At 45.1% G+C, this 21,933-nt stretch carries 19 protein-coding genes, 1 other RNA gene and 1 pseudogene; 11 read left to right on the top strand and 10 right to left on the bottom strand.

Annotation, left to right across the window (positions count from 1 at the left end; genetic code table 11):
* Nucleotides 1-45: 45 nt before the first annotated feature.
* Both ubiH and UF05_RS03060 read right to left on the bottom strand, forming a co-directional pair.
* Complete coding sequence (gene ubiH, locus UF05_RS03065; RefSeq protein WP_005493906.1) at nt 46-1,224, bottom strand: 2-octaprenyl-6-methoxyphenyl hydroxylase; 1,179 nt, start codon at nt 1,222-1,224, stop codon at nt 46-48.
* A 22-nt stretch (nt 1,225-1,246) separates the two neighbouring features.
* A complete protein-coding gene (locus tag UF05_RS03060) occupies nt 1,247-1,825 on the bottom strand; it encodes a YecA/YgfB family protein (protein ID WP_005457285.1) in 579 nt (192 codons plus the stop codon).
* A 249-nt stretch (nt 1,826-2,074) separates the two neighbouring features.
* On the opposite strand from UF05_RS03060, the gene UF05_RS03055 reads away from it, so the two are divergent.
* From UF05_RS03055 to serA, 5 genes are all read left to right on the top strand, one after another.
* Nucleotides 2,075-2,383 (top strand): cell division protein ZapA, encoded by a 309-nt coding sequence (locus tag UF05_RS03055; RefSeq protein WP_005484120.1) that lies wholly within the window; start codon nt 2,075-2,077, stop codon nt 2,381-2,383.
* Nucleotides 2,384-2,391: 8 nt separating this feature from the next.
* Nucleotides 2,392-2,576: non-coding RNA, 6S RNA (gene ssrS / locus UF05_RS23910), on the top strand.
* A gap of 19 nt (nt 2,577-2,595) precedes the next feature.
* A complete protein-coding gene (locus UF05_RS03050; protein ID WP_025631679.1) occupies nt 2,596-3,189 on the top strand; it encodes a 5-formyltetrahydrofolate cyclo-ligase in 594 nt (197 codons plus the stop codon).
* 59 nt (nt 3,190-3,248) lie between these two features.
* Complete coding sequence (gene rpiA, locus UF05_RS03045) at nt 3,249-3,905, top strand: ribose-5-phosphate isomerase RpiA (protein ID WP_005493901.1); 657 nt, start codon at nt 3,249-3,251, stop codon at nt 3,903-3,905.
* Between the two features lie 274 nt (nt 3,906-4,179).
* Nucleotides 4,180-5,412: a phosphoglycerate dehydrogenase gene (gene serA / locus UF05_RS03040; protein WP_005482463.1), complete on the top strand. Its 1,233-nt coding sequence runs from the start codon at nt 4,180-4,182 to the stop codon at nt 5,410-5,412.
* Between the two features lie 64 nt (nt 5,413-5,476).
* Here the strand turns inward: serA and UF05_RS03035 are convergent, their stop codons facing one another.
* Both UF05_RS03035 and UF05_RS03030 read right to left on the bottom strand, forming a co-directional pair.
* Nucleotides 5,477-6,169 carry an oxidative stress defense protein gene (locus UF05_RS03035; protein ID WP_005482489.1) on the bottom strand — a complete coding sequence of 231 codons (693 nt, stop codon included), beginning with the start codon at nt 6,167-6,169 and terminating at the stop codon, nt 5,477-5,479.
* A gap of 223 nt (nt 6,170-6,392) precedes the next feature.
* The gene (locus tag UF05_RS03030) at nt 6,393-7,289 is read right to left on the bottom strand and encodes a LysR family transcriptional regulator ArgP (RefSeq protein ID WP_005482449.1); all 897 of its coding nucleotides are present in this window, start codon (nt 7,287-7,289) and stop codon (nt 6,393-6,395) included.
* A gap of 138 nt (nt 7,290-7,427) precedes the next feature.
* Here UF05_RS03030 and UF05_RS03025 point away from each other — a divergent pair, with 138 nt between their 5' ends.
* Both UF05_RS03025 and UF05_RS03020 read left to right on the top strand, forming a co-directional pair.
* Entirely contained in the window at nt 7,428-8,057 is a 630-nt protein-coding gene (locus tag UF05_RS03025) for a LysE/ArgO family amino acid transporter (RefSeq protein WP_021450042.1), read from the top strand.
* A 24-nt stretch (nt 8,058-8,081) separates the two neighbouring features.
* A pseudogene (locus UF05_RS03020) lies at nt 8,082-8,564 on the top strand (YbaK/EbsC family protein).
* Between the two features lie 47 nt (nt 8,565-8,611).
* On the opposite strand, the gene mscS reads toward UF05_RS03020, so the two are convergent.
* From mscS to UF05_RS02995, 5 genes are all read right to left on the bottom strand, one after another.
* Nucleotides 8,612-9,478 carry a small-conductance mechanosensitive channel MscS gene (mscS, locus tag UF05_RS03015; protein WP_005482477.1) on the bottom strand — a complete coding sequence of 289 codons (867 nt, stop codon included), beginning with the start codon at nt 9,476-9,478 and terminating at the stop codon, nt 8,612-8,614.
* A 449-nt stretch (nt 9,479-9,927) separates the two neighbouring features.
* Nucleotides 9,928-11,004 (bottom strand): class II fructose-bisphosphate aldolase, encoded by a 1,077-nt coding sequence (gene fbaA / locus UF05_RS03010; RefSeq protein ID WP_005482445.1) that lies wholly within the window; start codon nt 11,002-11,004, stop codon nt 9,928-9,930.
* Between the two features lie 154 nt (nt 11,005-11,158).
* Nucleotides 11,159-12,319: a phosphoglycerate kinase gene (locus tag UF05_RS03005; RefSeq protein WP_005482432.1), complete on the bottom strand. Its 1,161-nt coding sequence runs from the start codon at nt 12,317-12,319 to the stop codon at nt 11,159-11,161.
* 153 nt (nt 12,320-12,472) lie between these two features.
* A complete protein-coding gene (epd, locus tag UF05_RS03000) occupies nt 12,473-13,510 on the bottom strand; it encodes an erythrose-4-phosphate dehydrogenase (RefSeq protein WP_005461726.1) in 1,038 nt (345 codons plus the stop codon).
* Between the two features lie 130 nt (nt 13,511-13,640).
* A complete protein-coding gene (locus UF05_RS02995) occupies nt 13,641-15,599 on the bottom strand; it encodes a ligand-gated channel protein (RefSeq protein ID WP_015297287.1) in 1,959 nt (652 codons plus the stop codon).
* Nucleotides 15,600-15,735: 136 nt separating this feature from the next.
* Here UF05_RS02995 and UF05_RS02990 point away from each other — a divergent pair, with 136 nt between their 5' ends.
* Complete coding sequence (locus UF05_RS02990) at nt 15,736-16,629, top strand: LysR family transcriptional regulator (protein WP_005493888.1); 894 nt, start codon at nt 15,736-15,738, stop codon at nt 16,627-16,629.
* Between the two features lie 77 nt (nt 16,630-16,706).
* Here UF05_RS02990 and tkt read toward each other — a convergent pair whose 3' ends face one another.
* Nucleotides 16,707-18,701 (bottom strand): transketolase, encoded by a 1,995-nt coding sequence (gene tkt / locus UF05_RS02985; protein ID WP_045545352.1) that lies wholly within the window; start codon nt 18,699-18,701, stop codon nt 16,707-16,709.
* A 316-nt stretch (nt 18,702-19,017) separates the two neighbouring features.
* Between tkt and metK the strand changes: the two genes are divergently transcribed.
* From metK to UF05_RS02965, 3 genes are all read left to right on the top strand, one after another.
* The gene (gene metK / locus UF05_RS02975; RefSeq protein ID WP_005461723.1) at nt 19,018-20,172 is read left to right on the top strand and encodes a methionine adenosyltransferase; all 1,155 of its coding nucleotides are present in this window, start codon (nt 19,018-19,020) and stop codon (nt 20,170-20,172) included.
* Between the two features lie 344 nt (nt 20,173-20,516).
* Nucleotides 20,517-21,314, top strand: a complete 798-nt coding sequence (locus tag UF05_RS02970) for a DUF2189 domain-containing protein (RefSeq protein ID WP_005461722.1) — start codon at nt 20,517-20,519, stop codon at nt 21,312-21,314.
* 66 nt (nt 21,315-21,380) lie between these two features.
* Complete coding sequence (locus UF05_RS02965; RefSeq protein WP_021453096.1) at nt 21,381-21,878, top strand: SprT family zinc-dependent metalloprotease; 498 nt, start codon at nt 21,381-21,383, stop codon at nt 21,876-21,878.
* Nucleotides 21,879-21,933 lie beyond the last annotated feature (55 nt).

Here is a 21,933-nt window from a genome sequence, read left to right as displayed (position 1 = left end):
ATTTATTACCTAATAACTGGTTGTTACCTAGTTTGTTGCAGTCAATCATCGTTTCACTAAGCCAAGAGTATGGCGCAAGAGCGGCTGCTTAAAAATAGAAAGGTTATCCATCGCGGCTAAGGCGGTATTTCGCCCAATTCGCATCGCGAGTAAATCGTTCGAAAAAACATGGACTAACGAGCTTGTTAGCCAAATGGTTTCGTTGCGGTCTGCTTCTCGGCGTTGACTAAAGCGGATCAGGCCTTGGTAACGCCCAACATCTTCACCTTGCTTGACCAGTTCCTCAGCGAGAGTGACCACGTCTCGGATCCCCAAGTTGAAGCCCTGCCCAGCAATGGGATGCAGCGTTTGTGCTGCGTTACCGACTATCGCAAAACGGTGTGAAATATTTTGCTTGCGATGACGAAGCAACAACGGATAGCTCGCACGCAGCCCCACTTTTTGCATCGCACCTAATCGCCAACCAAAATCTTGCTGAAGCCGTTCAAGAAATTCGCTTTCAGACAATTCCATTACAATTTGAGCTTCATCAGGACGTAAGCACCACACGAGCGACATTCGATTATCACTCATTGGCAGCAGGGCAACTGGGCCGTTTTCAGTAAAACGCTCAAATGCGCGACCTTGATGCGGCTCTTGAGTCACAATATTGGCAATTACGGCAACTTGGTCGAAATCATGCTCAGAAAGCTCCAAACCAATTTGCTGACAACATTGCGAAACCGCACCATCGGCGGCAACAAGTAATTTCGCATTAAGCAACTCACCACTAGCAAGCTCAATCGTCACATTTTCTTGAGTTCGGGTAATGTGCTTCGCGGAGTCTGGGCAGTACAAATCGATAGCGGTACTGTGAGTCAGCAATTCTTGGTAAACACGACCAACATCGGCTAACTCTACAACATAACCTAACGCTTCAACGCCAACGTCGTGCTTAGTGATGTCCGTCATTCCCGCATGAGAACGATCAGACACATGGATGTGTTCAATCGGGGTCGAAAAAGGTTCAATCGCAGACCATAACTCTAAGTGACGCAGCAGGTTAACCGTACCATAAGACAAAGCAATCGAGCGCGAATCAAAGCCCGGATGCTGATCAGATTGTGCTTTAAACGGTTCAACAACGGCAACACGCAAAGCCCCTTGAGACAAATGCTCAATCGCTAAAGCTAGTGTAGCCCCAGCCATGGCACCACCAGCAATTACTACGTCATATTGCTTCATGTTAACCTCTGGTCTATCTAGATTAATGGATCGTCGGTTTGCTTTCGCTGCTTTCTGGGCGAGCTCCGAACTCAGCATGAATGGTAAGTACGCAAGCTTTCACGTGTTCAATGACTTGTTCCAGCAATTGTGCTTGTTCACCAAAGTCATCATCTTCATCAATGCCTAACTTGGCAATTTCTTCTAGGTCAGCCAACGCTTCTTTTGCATCATCCGATGCATTGTTCAGCGCAATGCCTGCTAAACCAAGACCAGAGATAAAGTGATTCACAAAATCAGACAAGCTATCTGCCAACGCGAATAAACCCTCTTCGCCCGACTCATCCGGCAGAAGTAGTGACAGCTCCATGGATGAACCCGTTAGCTCGTTCGCCGTCACTTTGAAGACCGTCTGTGCAAAAGCTAACGCCGTCGTTGGCCAGCCCATGCCATCATTGGTGTAATCGAATAGAATTGGTTGCCAGGTTTGATCGTTAATCGCCAATCCACCACTTAGCATGCCGACAAGCAAACCGTGCAGCTCCGCAGGTGTCACAGCTAAACTTGCAGATTGTAGCTCTGCAGCAATAGATTGATATTCTGGAAGGGTGATTTCACTCATAACTTGGCTCATTCTTGCGTAATAATGTATCGACATATCCTACCATCAAGGTTAGTCGTCTGAAACGGCTATCAAATTCAATTTTGAATACCATTTGTTCAATTTGTCCAATTCCTGTGTGATCACGTCATCATTTCTCTTTCTGTGATGGGAAATGCTTGAATCTTAATAACGGTTTTCCTATAGTTTCCTCCTCGGTAGTTGCACGTAGCAACACCTTAGATAGCGCGAATATAGAGTTTATTCATCATGAGCAATCAAGCGATCGACGTAGAAATACTAGGCAAAGTTACACGAGTAAATTGTCCAGCAGGGCAAGAAGAGTCTCTCGTTGCAGCAGCAAAAGATCTTGATCGCCGATTGAAAGAGATGAGCGAACGTACTAAGGTAACCAATGAAATTCAACTGCTGACGTTTGCTGCATTAAACATTTGTTATGAGTTGCACACCAAGTCATACGAATCAAACGGTCAACAGCAAGAAATTACTGAGCGCATGGAAAAGCTCACTGCGTCTTTAGAGAACGCACTAAGCAAAGTTACGCAAGGACAGCCGTAGATACAAAATTTACCCTGGGGTGTTCGTCAGACGGATTTAAGTCCCTGAGCCGATAAGCAATACCAAAGGGTTAGTACTTGATAGCTATTGAGCAAGCTTGGCATGCACCGAGAAGCCTACGGTTATCATTGCTGATCCGCCTTGAACCAGCTGGTTCAAGGGCCACAATCCTCAACGGCACCCTGGGGTATTCCTTTATGTCATCACAATCCATATCATCACGCTCCCGACAAGACTTCCGCAAACTTATCCGTGAAAAACGCAACGCCTTGTGTAGCGATACGCAGTTTCAAGCGGGGCTAGACCTAGTTACTCAATTCGCCCAACTTCCAGAAATCCAACAAGCGCAGAACATTGCCATTTATCTCTCTGCCGATGGTGAACTCGATACGAAGCCACTGATTGAATGGTTATGGCAACAGGGAAAGTCGGTGTATTTACCCGTCATCCATCCTTTCTCAAAAGGCCAGTTATTGTTTCTTCAATACGTGAATGAAGATCAACTGGTCTACAATAAGTACCGCATTCTCGAGCCAAAACTCGATATTCGCCACCTTCTTCCCGTCAAACAATTAGATGTAATCTGCACGCCTTTGGTCGGCTTCGACAGTATCGGACACCGCTTAGGTATGGGTGGAGGCTACTACGATCGCACTCTTTCTCATTGGTTCAAGACAGGAGAAGGAGGCAAACCGATTGGCATTGCTCACGATTGCCAGCATGTAGAACGCTTACCAATTGAAAGCTGGGATATTCCATTACCTAAGATCGTGACTCCAAGCCAAATATGGCAATGGGAAAAATAACGCTTAGCCGCTATAATCACGCCCGCAAACGTTAACGAACATCTATTCAGGAGATTGGCATGACTCAAGATGAAATGAAAAAAGCGGCTGGTTGGGCAGCACTTAAATATGTTGAGAAAGGCAGCATTGTCGGTGTTGGCACAGGCTCTACCGTGAATCACTTCATCGATGCACTAGGCACTATCAAAGATGATATCAAAGGTGCAGTGTCTAGCTCAGTTGCTTCTACAGAGCGTCTAAAAGAGCTTGGTATTGAAGTTTTTGAGTGCAACGACGTAATTAAGCTAGACGTATATGTTGATGGCGCAGACGAAATCAACCCTGCGCGTGAAATGATCAAAGGTGGCGGTGCAGCGCTAACTCGTGAAAAAATCGTTGCAGCAATCTCTGAAAAGTTTGTATGTATCGTTGACGACACGAAAGCGGTTGACGTGCTTGGCCAGTTCCCTCTTCCAGTGGAAGTGATTCCAATGGCACGTTCTTACGTTGCTCGTGAGTTGGTGAAACTTGGTGGCGACCCTGCATACCGTGAAGGTGTTGTAACGGATAACGGCAACATCATCCTAGATGTGCACAACATGCAAATCACCAACCCGAAAGAGATGGAAGACAAAATCAACGGTATCGCGGGTGTGGTAACGGTTGGTCTTTTTGCTCACCGTGGTGCTGATGTTGTGATCACTGGTACGCCAGAAGGCGCAAAAATTGAAGAGTAAATAATAGCCATGAATCGGTCTATCTGATTCAGTTTTCTGTTATTTCATTACAGACGGTGCTGCAAGGCACCGTTTTTTATTCCTTTCTCTAAGAAAATTATCTCTTATTCCGTAATTTTCTTACCCAAAGCAATTTTTTTTTGTTACTTTATTGAACAGAAGACGCACAAGGAAACGTTTGTCCTCCTACAAAACTATTAATTATCCCCTTTTTAATGGTTTTGCCCAATGTGCGCCACATTAGCCCACCTTTCCATTTTAAGGACGAGAAAAAATGGCCAAAGTTTCACTGGAAAAAGAAAAGATTAAGATCCTCTTACTCGAGGGACTTCACCCTTCTTCAGTTGAAGTTCTTCAAGCAGCTGGTTACACCAACATTGAATATCACAAAGGTTCGCTTTCAGAGGAAGAACTGATTGAAGCAGTTAAAGATACGCACTTCATCGGTATCCGCTCCCGAACGAATCTATCCGAGGAAGTGATCAATGCGGCAAACAAACTGGTTGCGATTGGCTGTTTTTGTATCGGAACTAACCAAGTCGATCTTGGTGCGGCGGCAAAACGTGGCATTCCTGTATTCAATGCACCGTTTTCAAATACACGAAGTGTAGCTGAGCTAGTGCTTGGTCAGATTCTTCTGCTCCTTCGTGGGATTCCTGAAAAGAACGCCTTGGCACACCGTGGTATTTGGAAGAAGAGCGCAGACAACTCTTACGAAGCGCGTGGTAAACGCCTTGGTATCATTGGTTATGGCCATATCGGTACTCAGCTGGGCATTATTGCTGAAAACTTAGGTATGCGCGTGTACTACTACGACATCGAAAACAAACTATCACTTGGCAACGCAACGCAAATCCACACGATGAGCGAGCTGCTAAACAAATGTGATGTTATTTCGCTGCACGTACCAGAAACACCTGAAACGAAGAACATGATGGGTGAAGAAGAATTTGCTCGCATGAAACCTGGCGCAATCTTCATCAACGCCGCTCGCGGTACCGTTGTTGATATTCCTGCGCTTTGCCACAGCCTAGAAGCAGGTCACTTAGCTGGCGCAGCAATCGACGTATTCCCAGTTGAACCAAAAACAAACGCTGACCCGTTTGAATCTCCACTACAGAAATTCGATAACGTCATTCTAACGCCACACGTGGGCGGCTCTACTCAAGAAGCACAAGAAAACATCGGCGTGGAAGTAGCGGGTAAACTGGCGAAATATTCAGATAATGGTTCAACACTATCAAGCGTTAACTTCCCTGAAGTTTCTCTGCCTGAACACGGTCGTGAATGCTCTCGCTTACTGCACATTCACAAAAACCGCCCAGGTATTCTGACTCAAATTAACACCATCTTCGCAGAAGAAGGCATCAACATCGCAGCGCAGTACCTACAAACTGAAGCTGAGATCGGCTACGTAGTTATTGATGTGGAAACTGAGCGTTCAGAAGAAGCACTAACTAAGTTGAAAAGCATTGAAGGCACGATTCGTGCTCGTATTCTTCATTAAGAAGAATCCATACAACAAAGGCAGGGATTATCCCTGCCTTTTCTTTTTGTGTTACCAAAACAAATTATTTTAATTTATAAACCACATCTACTTGGTCACGAATTACAAGAGTCGAGTCTTGGTAACTGTTCGAACCTTGCTTGCTGTCCATCGCCATTGAGCGCATCAACACAGGCTGTACATGCATTTGGTTATAGTTAATTTGCCAGATGCCGCCGAGTTTTTTATCAAAGCCAGATGCAAGCGATGCCGCTTTTTCTCTCGCATCTTTGATCGCAGCCATGCGTGCTTTTTGTTGGTATTCCGCTTGATTGCTCACTTTCAATTGGATGTTGTCGACCTGATTAATGCCAGCTTTCAACGCCATATCCAAATACTGGTTAAGATCGGCTAAATCTGTCACTGTTACATTGATGCTGCGTGATGCTCTGTATCCAACCAACTCCGCTTTGCCCGATTTAGGGTAGTGATACTGAGGCGCAAGATACAGGTTTGAGCTGGTGATATTGTCCTTTGATAAACCAGCATCAGACAGATATTGGAGAAAATCTTCGACTGTTTTATCGACTGATTGTTTTGCTTGTTCCGCTGTCATGGTGGTATCCACCACTTTTACAGAAAAGGTCGCCATGTCTGGTGTTGCGACCACCTCACCGTAACCCGTTGTTGTTACGTGAGCAAATTCAGGCACATCAGCCAAGACTGAAACACTGCTAAGACTAAGAGCTGAAGCCAGCAAACACGAATACAGTTTCATTCGACAAATCCATCCATATCAATAGTGAAGTGTCTCCACAAATCAGCATCACCGACTTTGTTAAGTCGCCGAGCTGTAGGAGTAAGTGGTTTCATAATAGAAACTTCCGGTGATTATCCAAGCTCCTAACTTCACTTCTAACACAACTTTGACTGTGTAACTTTGGTGTAATTTCAACCATTCGTCATTTAATATTCGTCAGAAATGGTCGTCTATTCAATCACTACTGTGGTAAATGACGCTGTGCATAATTGACAATCGCTTGTGAAATCTCCTGCAATACGCCAGTTTCCAACTGCCAATGGTGCCAATAAATACGATAAGACATCAGGAAGCCAGGCGTAATATCAATTAACGAGCCTTGCTCTAACTCATCAGTAATTTGCAAACGAGGGATCAAACAATATGCCACTCCAGCTAACGCCATTTTGAGAAAAGCCTCTGAGCTGCTGATGTTGTGATGAATCACGCTATCAGGACGCACATTGAAATGCTCCGTGAGAAACTTTTTATGTAAGTCATCATACTGATCGTAGGAAACCGCTGGCGCCTTTGCTAAGGTCTGATTGTTTACACCTTCAGAAAAGTAACGCTGATAAAACTCAGGGTTAGCCACACAAACGTAATCAATTCGTCCTAAGTAATCGGCGCGACAATTTGGTATCGCTTGAGACTCTAAACTGATCGCCCCTGCGACCTCACCACTTTTCAGTTTTTCTATTGAACGTGATTCACCGTAAATCGTCAGCTTCAACTCTACTTGACGAGTTTTCATGACATCTTGCAAAGCAGGCAGTAACCACGTAGCCAAACTGTCGGCGTTAGTAGCCAAAGACAGTTGTACTGGGCGCGTTGTAGTATCGTTTTTGATCTCAGGTAAAATTTCGTGCTCTAGCAACCGAACTCGACGGTAAAGCCCCAATAGTTTTTTCCCAATAGGGGTTGGCTTGGGTGGCTGCTCGCGAATTAACACAGGTTGCGCCAAGAACTTTTCGAGCTGTTTAATACGCTGCGAAATGGCAGATTGTGAGACAAACAGATGCTCAGCAGCTCGTTCAAAACTGCCTTGATAAACAACGGCATCCAAGGCTTCTATCCATTTGTAATCCAACCCTCGCATTCACGTTCTCCCAAAAAACAACACCAAACCGTTAAATAAGTAACTCTAATAATATATTAAAATCATTAATTATACTTATTTAACCAAAGCCATTATCTTTCCCCTCTCTGTCGTTTTCTTAATTATTTGAGGTGTATTGTGAGCTTTTGGGTTTTATTGCAAGGATTTGGTTTAGGGGCATCGATGATCATTCCGATCGGAGCACAAAATGCGTATGTCTTGAATCAAGGCATAAAGCGCAATCACCACCTGACGACAGCCACTATTTGTAGCGTCTTAGATATGATCTTCATTTCTCTAGGTATCTTTGGTGGTGGTGCTATTCTGTCTCAAAATGAAGTCCTACTGACATCGGTGACGCTTGGTGGTATTGCCTTCCTGAGCTTCTATGGACTACTTTCGCTTAAAAGCGCATTCAAGCCAGAGAATGAATCGGAATCAAAAGGGGAAGTCGTAGCTCGTGGACGCCGAACGGTCATTTTAGGCGCATTAGCTGTCACCGTGCTCAACCCACATTTGTACTTAGATACCGTCGTTATCTTAGGCTCAATCGGTGGACAATTTGAAGGCCATGATCGAATCGCTTTCGCGTTAGGCACTATTATGGCGTCATTTGTTTGGTTCTATACCTTGTCGATGGGCGCCGCAAAACTCGGGCCTACGCTATCTAAACCGAAAGTGAAAAAAGGCATCGATATCGCCGTTGCACTGATGATGTTCACCATTGCTTATGTACTCGCGAGCGAGCTCATCACTAAATACTGGTAACCCAAACCTAAGGATATGAATGACATGGAGTCACTGGAAAACATCTATCGCCTCAACAAAGAGCGATTGCATTCGCTCTCGATTCCATTTCGAGAATGGCGACATGAAGCCATTCTCGACTTCGACACCGACCTTAAAGTCGCGAAAGAACTCGGCTAGCAAGGCACACATAGCAAAAGCTTGTTTTTAACACTCAAAGGTGGCGGGTATGCCGTGTTCATTACTGATAAAGACTCTCGCCTTGATGCCAACACGATTAAAGCAATATTAGGCAAGCGACCTTCTATTGGCAGTGATGAACTCATGCAGGAATTACTTGGCTGCCTACCCGGTGCTGTTTGCCCGATAGGTTTACCACCAGAGGTTGCGATCGTGGTGGATACCAAGCTCTATCATCACGAAGAGTTGCTTTATACACCAGGGCTACCAGAGCGCACCTTCGGTATTGCAGGTATTCATTTAAGACCACTCTTACAGATAGGTAATAACCCTCTGTTTGAAATATAAAAAAAGCGAGGCTAGTGCCTCGCTTTTTAGATTATCTATCGTTCGAATTAAGATTCGACACGGTTCAAATGAACATCCATTTGTGGGAATGGAATTTCGATACCGTTCTCGTCCAATGCTTCTTTAATGCCTTGCATTGAATCAAAGTACACACCCCAGTAATCCGCAGTTTTAACCCAAGGGCGCACTACGAAGTTAACTGAAGAATCTGCTAGTGTTAGAACACCGATAGTCATATCAGGATCTTTCAAGATACGAGGATCTTTTTCTAGCGTTTCGCGAATCACTTTCTTCGTTAGCTTAAGATCGGCTTTGTATGAAACGCCGATGACCAAATCTACGCGTCGCGTTGCATGACGAGAGTAGTTCGTGATTGCACCACCAATAACAGACGAGTTAGGTACAACAACCATTTTGTTGTCTGGCGTTTTTAGAACTGTTTGGAAGATTTGAATCGCTTCAACACTACCCGCTACGCCGCCAATCTCTACATAGTCGCCAGATTTAAATGGACGGAATGCAACAATCAGTACGCCTGCCGCAAAGTTTGATAGAGAACCTTGTAGAGCAAGACCAACAGCAAGACCTGCCGCACCGATTACAGCAACAACAGATGCCGTTTGAACACCTAAGCGGCCCAGAGCTGCGATAAGTACGATAACGAATAGTAGGTAACGAACAAGACCGTGAATAAATTCTACGACCGCCTTATCCATGTTTTTCTTTTCAAGTACTTTGGAAACACTGCCAGCGACTGCTTTAACGATAATATTACCGATAAATAGGATAATCAGCGCTGAAATAATGTTCACACCGTACTGAATAAGTAGGTCTGAGTTGTTTGTAAGCCAAGTCTCAGCTTGAGTCAGCCCATCTGTTAGAGTGGTATCGATACCCATCGATTCACCTGCCATAATTCTTATCCTCAAAAATAAAGATATATAAATCTAATTGCCGTTAACTTATGAGCCTTGTTTTTTATAGGCCCTTATCTACAACAATATCCCTATTGCCCAACTGAACAGTGTCAGATTTTTGGCACGATATCCCAACTTTGACATTTTGCAAAGTCAGAGTTTCGCAAAGATATGCAAAACAAGGCTTTATCAGAATTTTCTGATATCGACCTGTTACAGAGTACGCAATGCTTTAACATTTCGCCACTTCTATTACCTAGATTCATGCGAAGCGGCTAAAAAACAACCTAATGATTATTGGTGCATTATTAATACGTACTTGCATGCCCCTATCCATTCTTCTATTCAGCATGGGTATAAATCTATTAACGTTGAAGAAAGCCAAATGACAGACACAAAAAAACCCGCTCAAAGAGCGGGTTTTTAGATAACTCAATTCAGACGAATTATAGTACGTCGATTGCGTTAAGGTCAGCAAATGCTTGCTCAAGACGAGTAACCATTGAAGCTTGACCAGCACGTAGCCATACGCGTGGATCGTAGTACTTCTTGTTTGGCGCGTCTTCGCCAGTTGGGTTACCGATTTGACCTTGTAGGTAATCGTGGTTTTCAGCTTCGTACTGACGGATACCATCCCAAGTTGCCCACTGTGTATCTGTATCGATGTTCATTTTGATAACACCGTAGCCGATAGATTCACGGATTTCTTCTAGAGAAGAACCAGAACCACCGTGGAATACGAAGTTTAGAGAGTTCGCTGGAAGACCGAATTTCTCAGAAACGTACGCTTGAGAATCACGTAGGATAGTTGGAGTTAGAACAACGTTACCTGGCTTGTAAACACCGTGTACGTTACCGAAAGATGCTGCGATAGTGAAACGGTGGCTGATAGCGTTTAGTTTCTCGTATGCGTATGCAACATCTTCTGGAGAAGTGTATAGCTCAGACGCGTCCATATCAGAGTTGTCAACGCCGTCTTCTTCACCACCAGTACAACCAAGTTCGATTTCTAGAGTCATGTTCATTTTAGCCATGCGCTCTAGGTACTTAGCAGAAATTTCGATGTTCTCTTCTAGAGACTCTTCAGAAAGGTCGATCATGTGAGAAGAGAATAGAGGTTTACCAGTTTGCGCGAAGTACTCTTCACCAGCGTCTAGTAGACCGTCGATCCATGGTAGAAGTTTCTTAGCAGCGTGGTCAGTGTGTAGGATTACTGGAACACCGTAAGCTTCAGCTACAGCGTGAACGTATTTCGCACCAGCAACAGCACCTAGGATTTGAGCTTCTTGACCTTCAAGTTTTAGACCTTTACCAGCAAAGAAAGCAGCACCACCGTTAGAGAACTGAACGATAACTGGAGCTTTAACTTTTGCAGCTGCTTCAAGTACTGCGTTTACAGAGTCAGTACCAACACAGTTTACTGCTGGAAGTGCAAAGTGGTTTTCTTTTGCAACTTCAAATACTTTCTGAACGTCATCGCCAGAGATAACACCTGGTTTTACGAAGTCGAAGATCTTAGACATGGATGTAATCCTATTTATCTGTCGTTTTTAAACAAAACTTGTTAAGTTGAAAATCTTGCAAACGTTTGCTCACAACTGAGGCTATTCTAGCAGAGTTCCTCTCACGTTGCAGCAAACAAGAAAGCGGGAGAGTAACTCCCCCGCTTTGCTTTAATTACTTAGCGCGTGCTTCTAGCATTTCTACTGCTGGAAGAACTTTACCTTCTACGAACTCAAGGAAAGCGCCGCCGCCAGTAGAGATGTAAGATACGTCAGCTTTGATACCGAACTTGTCGATAGCTGCTAGCGTGTCACCACCACCTGCAACAGAGAAACCTTCAGAAGCTGCGATAGCTTCAGAGATACCTTTAGTACCTGCTTCGAAGTTCTTGAATTCGAATACACCTACAGGACCGTTCCATAGGATAGTTTTCGCGTTTTTAAGGATTTCAGCTAGAGCAGCTGTTGATTCTGGACCAAGGTCGAAGATCATGTCGTCGTCTTGTACTTCAGAAACGTGTTTGATTTCTGCTTCTGCGTTCTCGTCGAATGCTTTCGCACATGCAACGTCAGTTGCCACTGGAATTGCACACTCGTCCATTAGCTTCTTAGCAGTGTCTACTAGGTCAGCTTCGTATAGAGATTTACCAACGTTGTGGCCAGCAGCAGCGATGAATGTGTTAGCAATACCACCACCAACAACAAGTTGGTCAGCGATTTTAGATAGAGATTCAAGAACAGTTAGCTTAGTAGAAACTTTTGAACCACCTACGATAGCAACCATTGGACGAGCAGGCTTATCCATTGCTTTGCCTAGAGCTTCTAGTTCGTTTGCTAGTAGAGGACCAGCACAAGCTACAGGAGCGTGCATACCAACGCCGTGAGTTGACGCTTGAGCGCGGTGAGCCGTACCGAATGCATCCATTACGAATACGTCACATAGTGCTGCGTATTTCTTAGATAGCTCTTCTTCGTTTTTCTTCTCGCCTTTGTTGAAGCGAACGTTTTCTAGAACAACAAGCTCACCAGCGTTTAGCTCTAGGCCATCTAGGTAATCTTTAGCAAGTTTAACTTCGCAATCTAGTGCGTCGTTTAGGTAGTTAACAACTGGTTGTAGAGAGAACTCTTCAGCGTATTCACCTTCAGTTGGACGACCTAGGTGAGAAGTAACCATTACTTTAGCGCCAGCTTCTAGGCAGTGCTTAATAGTTGGAAGAGATGCGATGATACGTGCATCAGAAGTTACTTTACCGTCTTTTACTGGCACGTTTAGGTCAGCACGGATGAATACACGTTTACCTGCAAGATCCAGGTCAGTCATCTTGATTACAGACATGATGTGTCCTCTCAAATATTTAATAATTAAAGTTTTTGAAAACTCGGCAACCCTGCCAAGCCTGTTAATTCTTCAAACTGGTTATAGATATGGAGATACGTCAGATTTATTTCAAGGCTTGAAATAAAAATTCTCTCCATCACTTCTTCACCTTTAAAGCTCCACTTGTGAAGAAGCTTTCATTGCTAAAGCGGTATCCAGCATCCGGTTAGCAAAGCCCCATTCGTTATCGCACCAAACGAGCATTTTTACTAATTGCCCGTTACTCACTCTTGTCTGAGTTCCATCCACTATCGCGCTATGGGGATCGTGGTTAAAGTCGATGGAAACGAGTGGCGATTCAGTATAGTCAACAATGTTACGTAATGTACACTGAGATGCGTTAACAATGGTTTGATTTACGTCATTAACTTTCACATTTGTATTAATTGTGACACTTAAATCCATTGCAGTGACGTTAACTGTCGGAACTCGAACGGAAATGGCTTCGAATTTGTTGGAAAATTTCGGGAAGATTCTTTCAATTCCTTTATGCAACTTGGTGTCAACAGGAATGATAGATTGGCTCGCAGCTCGAGTACGACGTAAGTCATTATGGTAAGCATCAATAACTTGTTGGTCGTTCATAGATGAGTGAATTGTGGTAATGGTACCTGACTCAATCCCAAACGCTTCATCCAATACTTTGATAATGGGAACAATACAGTTGGTGGTACATGAACCATTGGACACCACGCGGTGTTCATCTTTGAGAGTTTCGTGGTTCACACCGTAAATAATGGTGTTATCGAGATCGTTCGCTCCTGGGTGAGAGAAGAGCACTTTCTTCGCTCCGGCTTCGATATGGGCAAGACCATCCGCCTTTGAACCATAAACGCCGGTACAATCTAAAACGATATCGACCTCAAGGTCGCGCCACGGAAGCAGTTCAATTTCAGAGAGATGAAGAATTCGGATGGCATCATATTCACCGCTTTCATGGTGAACATTCAAATGTTCTTGATCGTGGGAGATTTTCTTACCAAAACGGCCATGACTGGTGTCATATTGTAGAAGGTGAGCCATTGCCTCTGGTTGAGCAAGCTCATTAACCGCTACCACTTTAATCTGCTGATGTTTGCCGCTTTCATAGACAGCTCGCAGAACATTACGACCTATACGTCCAAATCCATTGATCGCAACTTTTAGCATTTATCCTTCGCCCCACCAAAAATTTCGTGGCACAGATAGTACCTGATAAGGCTGAAAAACGCACCTAATGAATCATAGTAAAGCATGATTTAAAAAGGCTGGGACATAGCCCAGCCTTCTTTAAAAGAAATTAGAATGCTACGTCTAACCCTAACCAGTAACGGCGTCCATCTTCGACGTACCCATATTCTTTGTAGTTGATGTCTTCATCGAACAGGTTGTAAATCGCACCTTTGATCTTGGTGTTATCCGTCAACTGATACGTTACGCCGGCATCTACAAACGTATAAGCAGGTTCAACGATGCTGTTGCGTGATGGGCCAGTGACCGGATCCATTTCTTTTCCTCGGTAGGTCACTTTCGTCCAGCTCTCTAGGTTGTCTGTTGTTTGCCAAGTGACATCAACATTAAACAGATGCTTTGGAAGTTGCTGAAGTGGCATGCCTTTGTATTCACCCGTTTTTTGCTCCGAGTCGGTAAAGGTATAGCTTGAGCTTAAGTAGATAGTCTCGGTTAGTGGTTTCGCCAACGTTGCTTCTACACCCTGAGTAACAGCTTCATCCACATTAATGCGGTAAGTAGGATCTGCCCCCCATTGGTTTGGGCCATCCGTACAAATTGTATCTGGGCACACCACGCGAGTGATCTTATCTTTAAACTCATTGTGGAAGGCAGTTAACGTCACATCAAGACCAGAATCACCTTGGTAAAGCACACTGATTTCTTTGTTCAGTGAAGTTTCCGGATCTAAATCTGGGTTACCATAAATATTACCGCCACCACTGACTTGCGCCCAACCAGGGGTAATTTCACGTAACTGAGGAGAGCGGAAACCTGTCGCCACACCGCCTTTGACCGTCCAAGCAGGATCAACACGCCACACACCATACACTCTCGGGCTAAAATGCGCGCCGTAGTTTTCATCGTGATCCAAACGACCACCTAATGTCAGACTAAAAGGTTCTGCGATCTTCCATTCATCTTCGATGAACACAGCCCATTGAGTATTTGATGCTTTAGTCTTAGATGATGCTTTGTTAGACGTAAAATCTTCCAACTCGGCATGCGTCGCATCGACACCAGTTGTCAGAGTATGCGCGCCCAGCCCTTTAACTACGCTGGATTTAAACGTGGTATTTACAATAGTCATTTCGCGAGATTTGTTTTCACTCTCCTCGCGCTGCAAGTAGGTATCAGAATTACCCAATAACTCCCACTCCCCGGTGTGACTAAGCGTAACGTAGTTACGACGATATTCATTCAATGAATCTTCACAGCCTCTACGACAGCCCGTCGTAGGTACAGAAAGACCAACATTACCGCGACGACTTTGTGCCGATGTCCCCCCCTCTAACTGCACAGAGTGACGATCATTGATTTGATAGATCAGTTTTGAAGAGATGCTCTGCATATCTTTGTCTTCATAACCATAATCAATGTCATCTTCTTCCCTTGCGGTGTATTGACCATAAACCTGTAGCAACAAGTTTTCTGCAAGAGGGCCATTTACAAAGAAGTTTGCACTCTGTTCACCACCAGAACGGCTGTTTTCTTGGATAACCGTCCCCAGCTGCACATTACCTGTCCACTCAAGCGCATCTTTACGGGTGATCACGTTAATCACACCACCAATCGCATCGGAACCGTATAGTGTCGACATCGGGCCACGGATCACTTCGATTCGCTCAATGGCTTGAAGTGGTGGCAACCAACCTTGTTCAATACCAGGGCCATCGCTATTTGGGCGAGTTTCGCGAGTACTTTGGCGCTTACCATCCACAAGAATTAACGTGTACTTAGAGCCCATACCACGAATGCTGATATCGGTTGTATCACCACCACCAGTCACAACAACACCCGGCACACTTTTCAGTGCATCAGTCACGTCGCGGTAGTAGCGCGAGTCCAATTCTTCTCGCGAAATAACACTAATACTTGCAGGCGCATCCGCTTGGGATTGCTCATAACTTGACGCTGTCACCACGACGGTTTCCATTTTTGAAACTGAGTCGTTAGCAAATACATGAGGGACACTGACGAAGGCTAAAACACCAGTTGCAGTTAGCACTGGCAGTCTAAGAGTGGACATCTACATCTCCATAATTGATAATGATTATTATTTTCAAAGTGGAATTATTCATAAATAGAATGAGATGCATAGTGATAGTTATGGAACGGTTCTTCCCATATATGGAATCCGTACATAACGCAGTAAGGAGTAAGATATGCACGACTTAGCATCAATTCGTGCTTTTGATGCGCTTAACCAACACAAAAGTTTGACCGCAGCCGCCAAAGCACTGAATCAGCCGAAATCCACCGTGAGCCGCCGCTTAGCACAATTAGAAGCCGACTTTGGCCAAGCGCTAACGACTCGACAAGGCAACCGCTTGATTCTGACACGCGCAGGGGAGATTTTTGCCGACTACAGCCGCCAGATCCTAGAGCTCAGCGAGGAAAGTTATGAGGCGCTTCAAGGCTTAAATAATCAAGTATCAGGCTCTCTACATATCGTTTGCCACGCAGCGTTAGTTCGCAGTTGGTTAGGCGATGTGCTCAATGAATTTCTGGCGGAGAACCCTGACGTCAGAGTCCAGCTCACCAGTGATTTTTCCGATACACACCACGATCCAGATTTGTTTATCTGGCTAGGTGAACACAAAGGGCTGGATTGGCGCAAAGAAACGCTTGGCGTATTTCGTTACACCCCATTCGCGTCGCCAAACTACATCGAAAAACATGGCCCCATCCACCACCCGAGAGAACTAAACAAACATCCGTGGATAGATTTTGGGTCGATACAAGAGAATGGTTTGCTACTCTCGCACCCTGAACAAGGGGAGTTTTTTCTAGAACCATTTGTCAGCCGACTCTATAGCGACAACATTGCTATGCAGATCGATAGTATCGCCAACGGACACGGCATTGGTCTCTTGCCGACTTGGACTGCACAAGGGTATGAGAAACATCACCCCGGCCGTATCACCCCATGCCTTGAAGGCTGGCTTTCAGAGCCAATAACGATCAACTGTTATACACCAGCAGGGCGTCATCCTCTTCGCTTATCCGTACTGCTTGAAGATATTCACCAAAGTATTCCGCTAGATTGGAAATATTGAGACAAATAAAAAGGCCATCAACATGATGGCCTTTTCTCACAACCGCTCAACAGAGCCGGTTTAAACAACTGTCTCGATTACGCTAGTAGTTCTTTTGCTGTGTTCACTACGTTTTCTACAGTGAAACCAAACATTTCGAACAACTGGTCAGCAGGTGCAGATTCACCGAATGTTGTCATACCGATGATGCGACCGTCGAAACCAACGTACTTGTACCAGAAGTCTGCGATGCCCGCTTCAATAGCGATACGTGTTGTTACGTCTGATGGTAGAACTGCTTCACGGTAAGCTGCGTCTTGTTTGTCGAATGCATCTGTTGATGGCATTGAAACAACGCGTACTTTCTTACCTTCTGCTGTTAGTTGCTCAGCGGCTTTCACTGCTAGCTCAACTTCAGAGCCTGTTGCGATTAGGATTAGCTCAGGCTTACCTTCACTGTCTTTCAGGATGTAAGCACCTTTCGCGATGTCTGCAACTTGCTCAGCGCTACGTGGTTGTTGCGCTAGGTTTTGACGAGAGAAGATAAGTGCTGTTGGTGCATCTTTACGTTCAATCGCTAGTTTCCATGCTACAGCAGACTCAACTTGGTCACATGGACGCCATGTGTTCATGTTTGGAGTCAAACGTAGAGAAGCGATTTGCTCAACTGGTTGGTGAGTTGGGCCATCTTCGCCAAGACCGATAGAGTCGTGAGTGTACACTTGGATGTTCTGAATTTTCATCAGAGCAGCCATACGCATTGCGTTACGAGCGTATTCCATGAACATTAGGAATGTTGCGCCGTAAGGAACGAAACCGCCGTGTAGTGCGATACCGTTCATGATAGCAGTCATACCAAATTCACGTACACCGTAGTGGATGTAGTTACCAGAGAAGTCGTTCGCTTCTAGAGACTTAGAGCCCGACCACATGGTTAGGTTAGAAGGCGCTAGGTCAGCAGAGCCGCCCATGAATTCTGGTAGCATTTGACCGAAAGCTTCTAGAGCATTTTGAGATGCTTTACGTGACGCAATGTTTGCTGGGTTTGCTTGAAGATCAGCAATGATTTGGTTTGCTTTCTCTTCCCACTCTGCAGGAAGTTCGCCGTTTAGACGACGCTTAAGCTCTGCTGCTTCTGTTGGGTAAGCCGCTGCGTATGCTTCGAACTTCGCGTTCCACGCCGCTTCTTTTTCAGCGCCAGCTGCTTTTGCATCCCACTCTGCGTATACATCAGCAGGGATTTCAAATGCAGGGTGTTCCCAACCTAGGAATTCACGTGCTGCTGCGATTTCTTCAGCGCCTAGTGGTGCACCGTGACAGTCGTGAGAACCCGATTTGTTTGGAGAACCAAAACCGATGATAGTCTTCGTACAAATTAGCGTAGGACGAGGGTCTGCTTTTGCAGCTTCAATCGCTGCGTTGATTGCTTCAGAATCATGGCCATCTACTGCTGGGATTACGTGCCAACCGTAAGCTTCGAAACGCTTAGGTGTATCGTCAGAGAACCAACCTTCAACGTGACCATCGATAGAGATGCCGTTGTCATCCCAAAATGCGATCAGTTTACCTAGGCCTAGCGTACCAGCAAGAGAACATGCCTCATGCGAGATACCTTCCATCAGACAGCCATCACCCATGAACACGTAAGTGAAGTGGTCAATGATGTCGTGGCCTTCTTTGTTGAATTGTGCTGCTAGCGCTTTTTCTGCTAGAGCCATACCAACAGCGTTCGTGATACCTTGACCTAGAGGGCCTGTTGTCGTTTCGATGCCTGGTGCGTAACCGTACTCTGGGTGACCTGGAGTCTTAGAGTGAAGCTGACGGAAGTTTTTCAGATCATCGATAGATAGCTCGTAACCGCTCAAGTGCAGTAGAGAGTAGATCAGCATAGAACCGTGGCCGTTTGAAAGTACAAAACGGTCGCGATCTGCCCACTCTGGGTTAGCTGGGTTGTGGTTTAGGTGAGAGCGCCAAAGAACTTCAGCGATATCAGCCATACCCATAGGTGCGCCTGGGTGGCCAGAGTTAGCTTGTTGAACACCATCCATGCTTAGAGCACGAATTGCATTGGCAAGATGTTTACGAGACGACATGTCTGCTCCTGAGTACATTAAGCGAAACGAAAAAAGAGGTCACAATTCTCTCAAAGCCAAGTTGGGTGTGCAAACGTTTTCCAACCCAAAACCTCACAAATATTGCACCTTTCAGTTCAAATACATCGAAGTTCTAAAAATTATCAATAATTCAAGCAAACGTTTGGTTATAACAAAAACCAAAAAAGAGCTTGTAATTCGAGCAATCAAAATTAGAATAGACGTCTAGATGTAGATACACCTACAAATATTAGTATTAATTTGCGCTGGGGAGTTTATCATTCCTCAGTTTTAAACCAGATATAGTGGAGCTAACATGGCTAAGCACCTGTTTACTTCTGAGTCAGTATCAGAAGGTCATCCAGATAAAATTGCAGACCAGATTTCTGATGCGGTTCTTGACGCGATTCTAGAGCAAGATCCAAAGGCTCGTGTTGCATGTGAGACTTACGTTAAAACCGGTATGGTAATGGTGGGTGGTGAAATCACGACTTCAGCATGGGTTGACATCGAAGAGTTAACTCGTGAAACCGTTCGTGAAATCGGCTACGTACACTCAGATATGGGCTTTGACGCGAACTCTTGTGCAGTTCTAAACACAATCGGTAAACAGTCTCCAGATATCAACCAAGGTGTTGATAAAGCTGACCCTAAAGAGCAAGGTGCAGGCGACCAAGGCATCATGTTTGGTTACGCATGTAACGAAACTGAAGTACTCATGCCAGCGCCAATCACTTACTCTCACCGTCTTGTTGAAAAGCAAGCAGAAGTTCGTAAAAACGGCACACTACCTTGGTTGCGTCCAGACGCAAAATCTCAGGTAACGTTCCAGTACGACCAAGGTAAGATTGTTGGTATCGATGCTGTTGTTCTTTCAACTCAGCACTGTGATTCAATCTCTACGCCTGACCTACGTGAAGCAGTAATGGAAGAGATCATCAAACCTGTTCTTCCTGCAGAGTGGATCAGCAAAGACACTAACTTCTTCATCAACCCAACCGGTCGTTTCGTTATCGGTGGCCCAATGGGTGACTGTGGTCTAACTGGTCGTAAAATCATCGTAGATACTTACGGCGGTGCAGCTCGTCACGGTGGCGGCGCATTCTCTGGTAAAGATCCATCGAAAGTAGACCGCTCTGCAGCTTACGCAGCACGTTACGTAGCGAAAAACATCGTAGCGGCTGGTATGGCTGACCGTTGTGAAATCCAACTTTCTTACGCAATCGGTGTTGCTGATCCAACGTCTATCATGGTTGAAACGTTTGGTACCGAGAAAGTATCTCACGACATCATCATTGAAGCGGTTCGTCAATTCTTCGACCTACGTCCATACGGTCTACAAGAAATGCTTAACCTACTTCAACCAATCTACAAGAAGACAGCAGCATACGGTCACTTTGGTCGCGAAGAGTTCCCATGGGAAGCGACTGATAAAGCTGAGCTTCTACGCGATTTCGCTGGCATCAAGTAATCGAGCCACGCAAGAATCAACAAAGCCCTCACCTTATGGCGGGGGCTTTTTGTATTGAACATTCCTCCCTCCCCTTGCCGAACAAAAATTCAGCAATTATTTGTAAATTCCCCTATCACCGCCAATAGTTAACATAATGTTAAATGCACTTTTCGATGCATATAACACCGAGTAATAAGATGTAGGTTCACGTGGTGGAGTCCGTGATTAAAACACGTAAACCAAACATCCTTTTGTATGGCTCGATACCAAGTCACTGTACTCCTTAAGATAACCATTGAGATGATCGAGTACTGACGACCTTGGTAAGCGTTGACACCGTGGGAATTAATCAAGGAGGAGTTATGCCTCGTACCGTGAATCCATCTGACTTCCAAAGCAAACGAAAGGAAGTACCAGATAATGAATACGCCAGAACCATTCCGTGTAACACCGTCAATCTGAGTGCACCCTTTCACTGGTTAGCTCTGGGGTTACATGATTTCGTACGAATGCCTCTCATCAGTGCTTTTTACGGCATCTGTTTTATGGCAGCAGCGATTGGTATTGTGCTTCTGGTGCAATGGCAAGGCACACATTTAGTGGTGATGCCAAGCCTCATCGTCTATATGCTCATAGGTCCGTTTTTAGCACTGGGTCTTTATGATGCGAGTTGGGAGAGAGAACGTGGGCACAAAGCGCGCCTGCTCCATTCCATGAAAGCGATTGGTCGTAACTCGAGCTCACAATGGGCGTTCGCAGTATTGCTCGCCGTCTGTATGATTTTCTGGATGCGTATCGCTGCGCTGCTCCACGCGTTGTACCCATCCGTACAAGGCGCACCACTGACTGAGTTTTTGCCTTTTCTGGTCATAGGTTCATTGGTTGGATTCGTGTTGGCGTGTATCGTATTTAGTATCTCTGCGTTTTCGATTCCATTAATGATGGAACGCCGTGTCGACATGATGACAGCGGTGTTTACTAGCTTTAACGCAGTGAAATCCAATATTCCAGCCATGATTGTTTGGGCAGCGATTATTTGTGGCGGTATCTTGATTGGTTTTGCTACCTACGGAATCGGTATGTTGTTTACCATGCCAATTCTGGGCTACGGTACATGGCACGCCTACCATGCAACCATCAAGAAAAAACACACGCCTTAACGGACAAATGCTATGATTCAGCCCTCGCCAACGCGGGGGCTTTTTATTGAATACACCGGAGTATGGATGGACATTGAACTGAGTTATAAAGCCAAGCAAGTCATGGCTGATTGTATCTCTTTGGCACAGCAGGCATTTAAGCGCTCATTCCCTATCCCAAGCATCACATTCAACGTTCGCGGCAAAGCAGCGGGAAAAGCCTACCTTCAATTAAATCAGATTCGTCTCAACCCTATTTTATTTAGAGAAAATCCACAGGCGTTTTTGGAAGAAGTAATTCCTCATGAAGTCGCCCACTTAATCACCTACCAAGTGTACGGCCGAGTTCGACCACACGGAAAAGAGTGGCGGGGCGTCATGGAATCCGTATTTGGTATTCCTGCCAACACCACACACCGCTTTGAAGTTACCTCAGTCCAGGGTAAGACGTTTGAGTATCGTTGCGGCTGCATGACCTACCCGCTCTCGATTCGCCGACACAATAAAGTTCTGCGCAAAGAGGCAACCTACTCCTGTCAAAAATGCCACCAGCCTTTGAATTTTACAGGTGTTCAACTTTCTTAATCTCACCGGTGAGAAACAGCGGCGATCACTTGTTTGTTTTTATTATTAACAGACT

This window comes from Vibrio sp. S457-15 (assembly GCF_000960545.1).
Taxonomy (GTDB): Bacteria; Pseudomonadota; Gammaproteobacteria; order Enterobacterales; family Vibrionaceae; genus Vibrio; species Vibrio parahaemolyticus.
The sequence above is the reverse complement of the archived record's forward strand: the minus strand, read 5'-3'. Positions and strand labels throughout refer to the sequence as shown.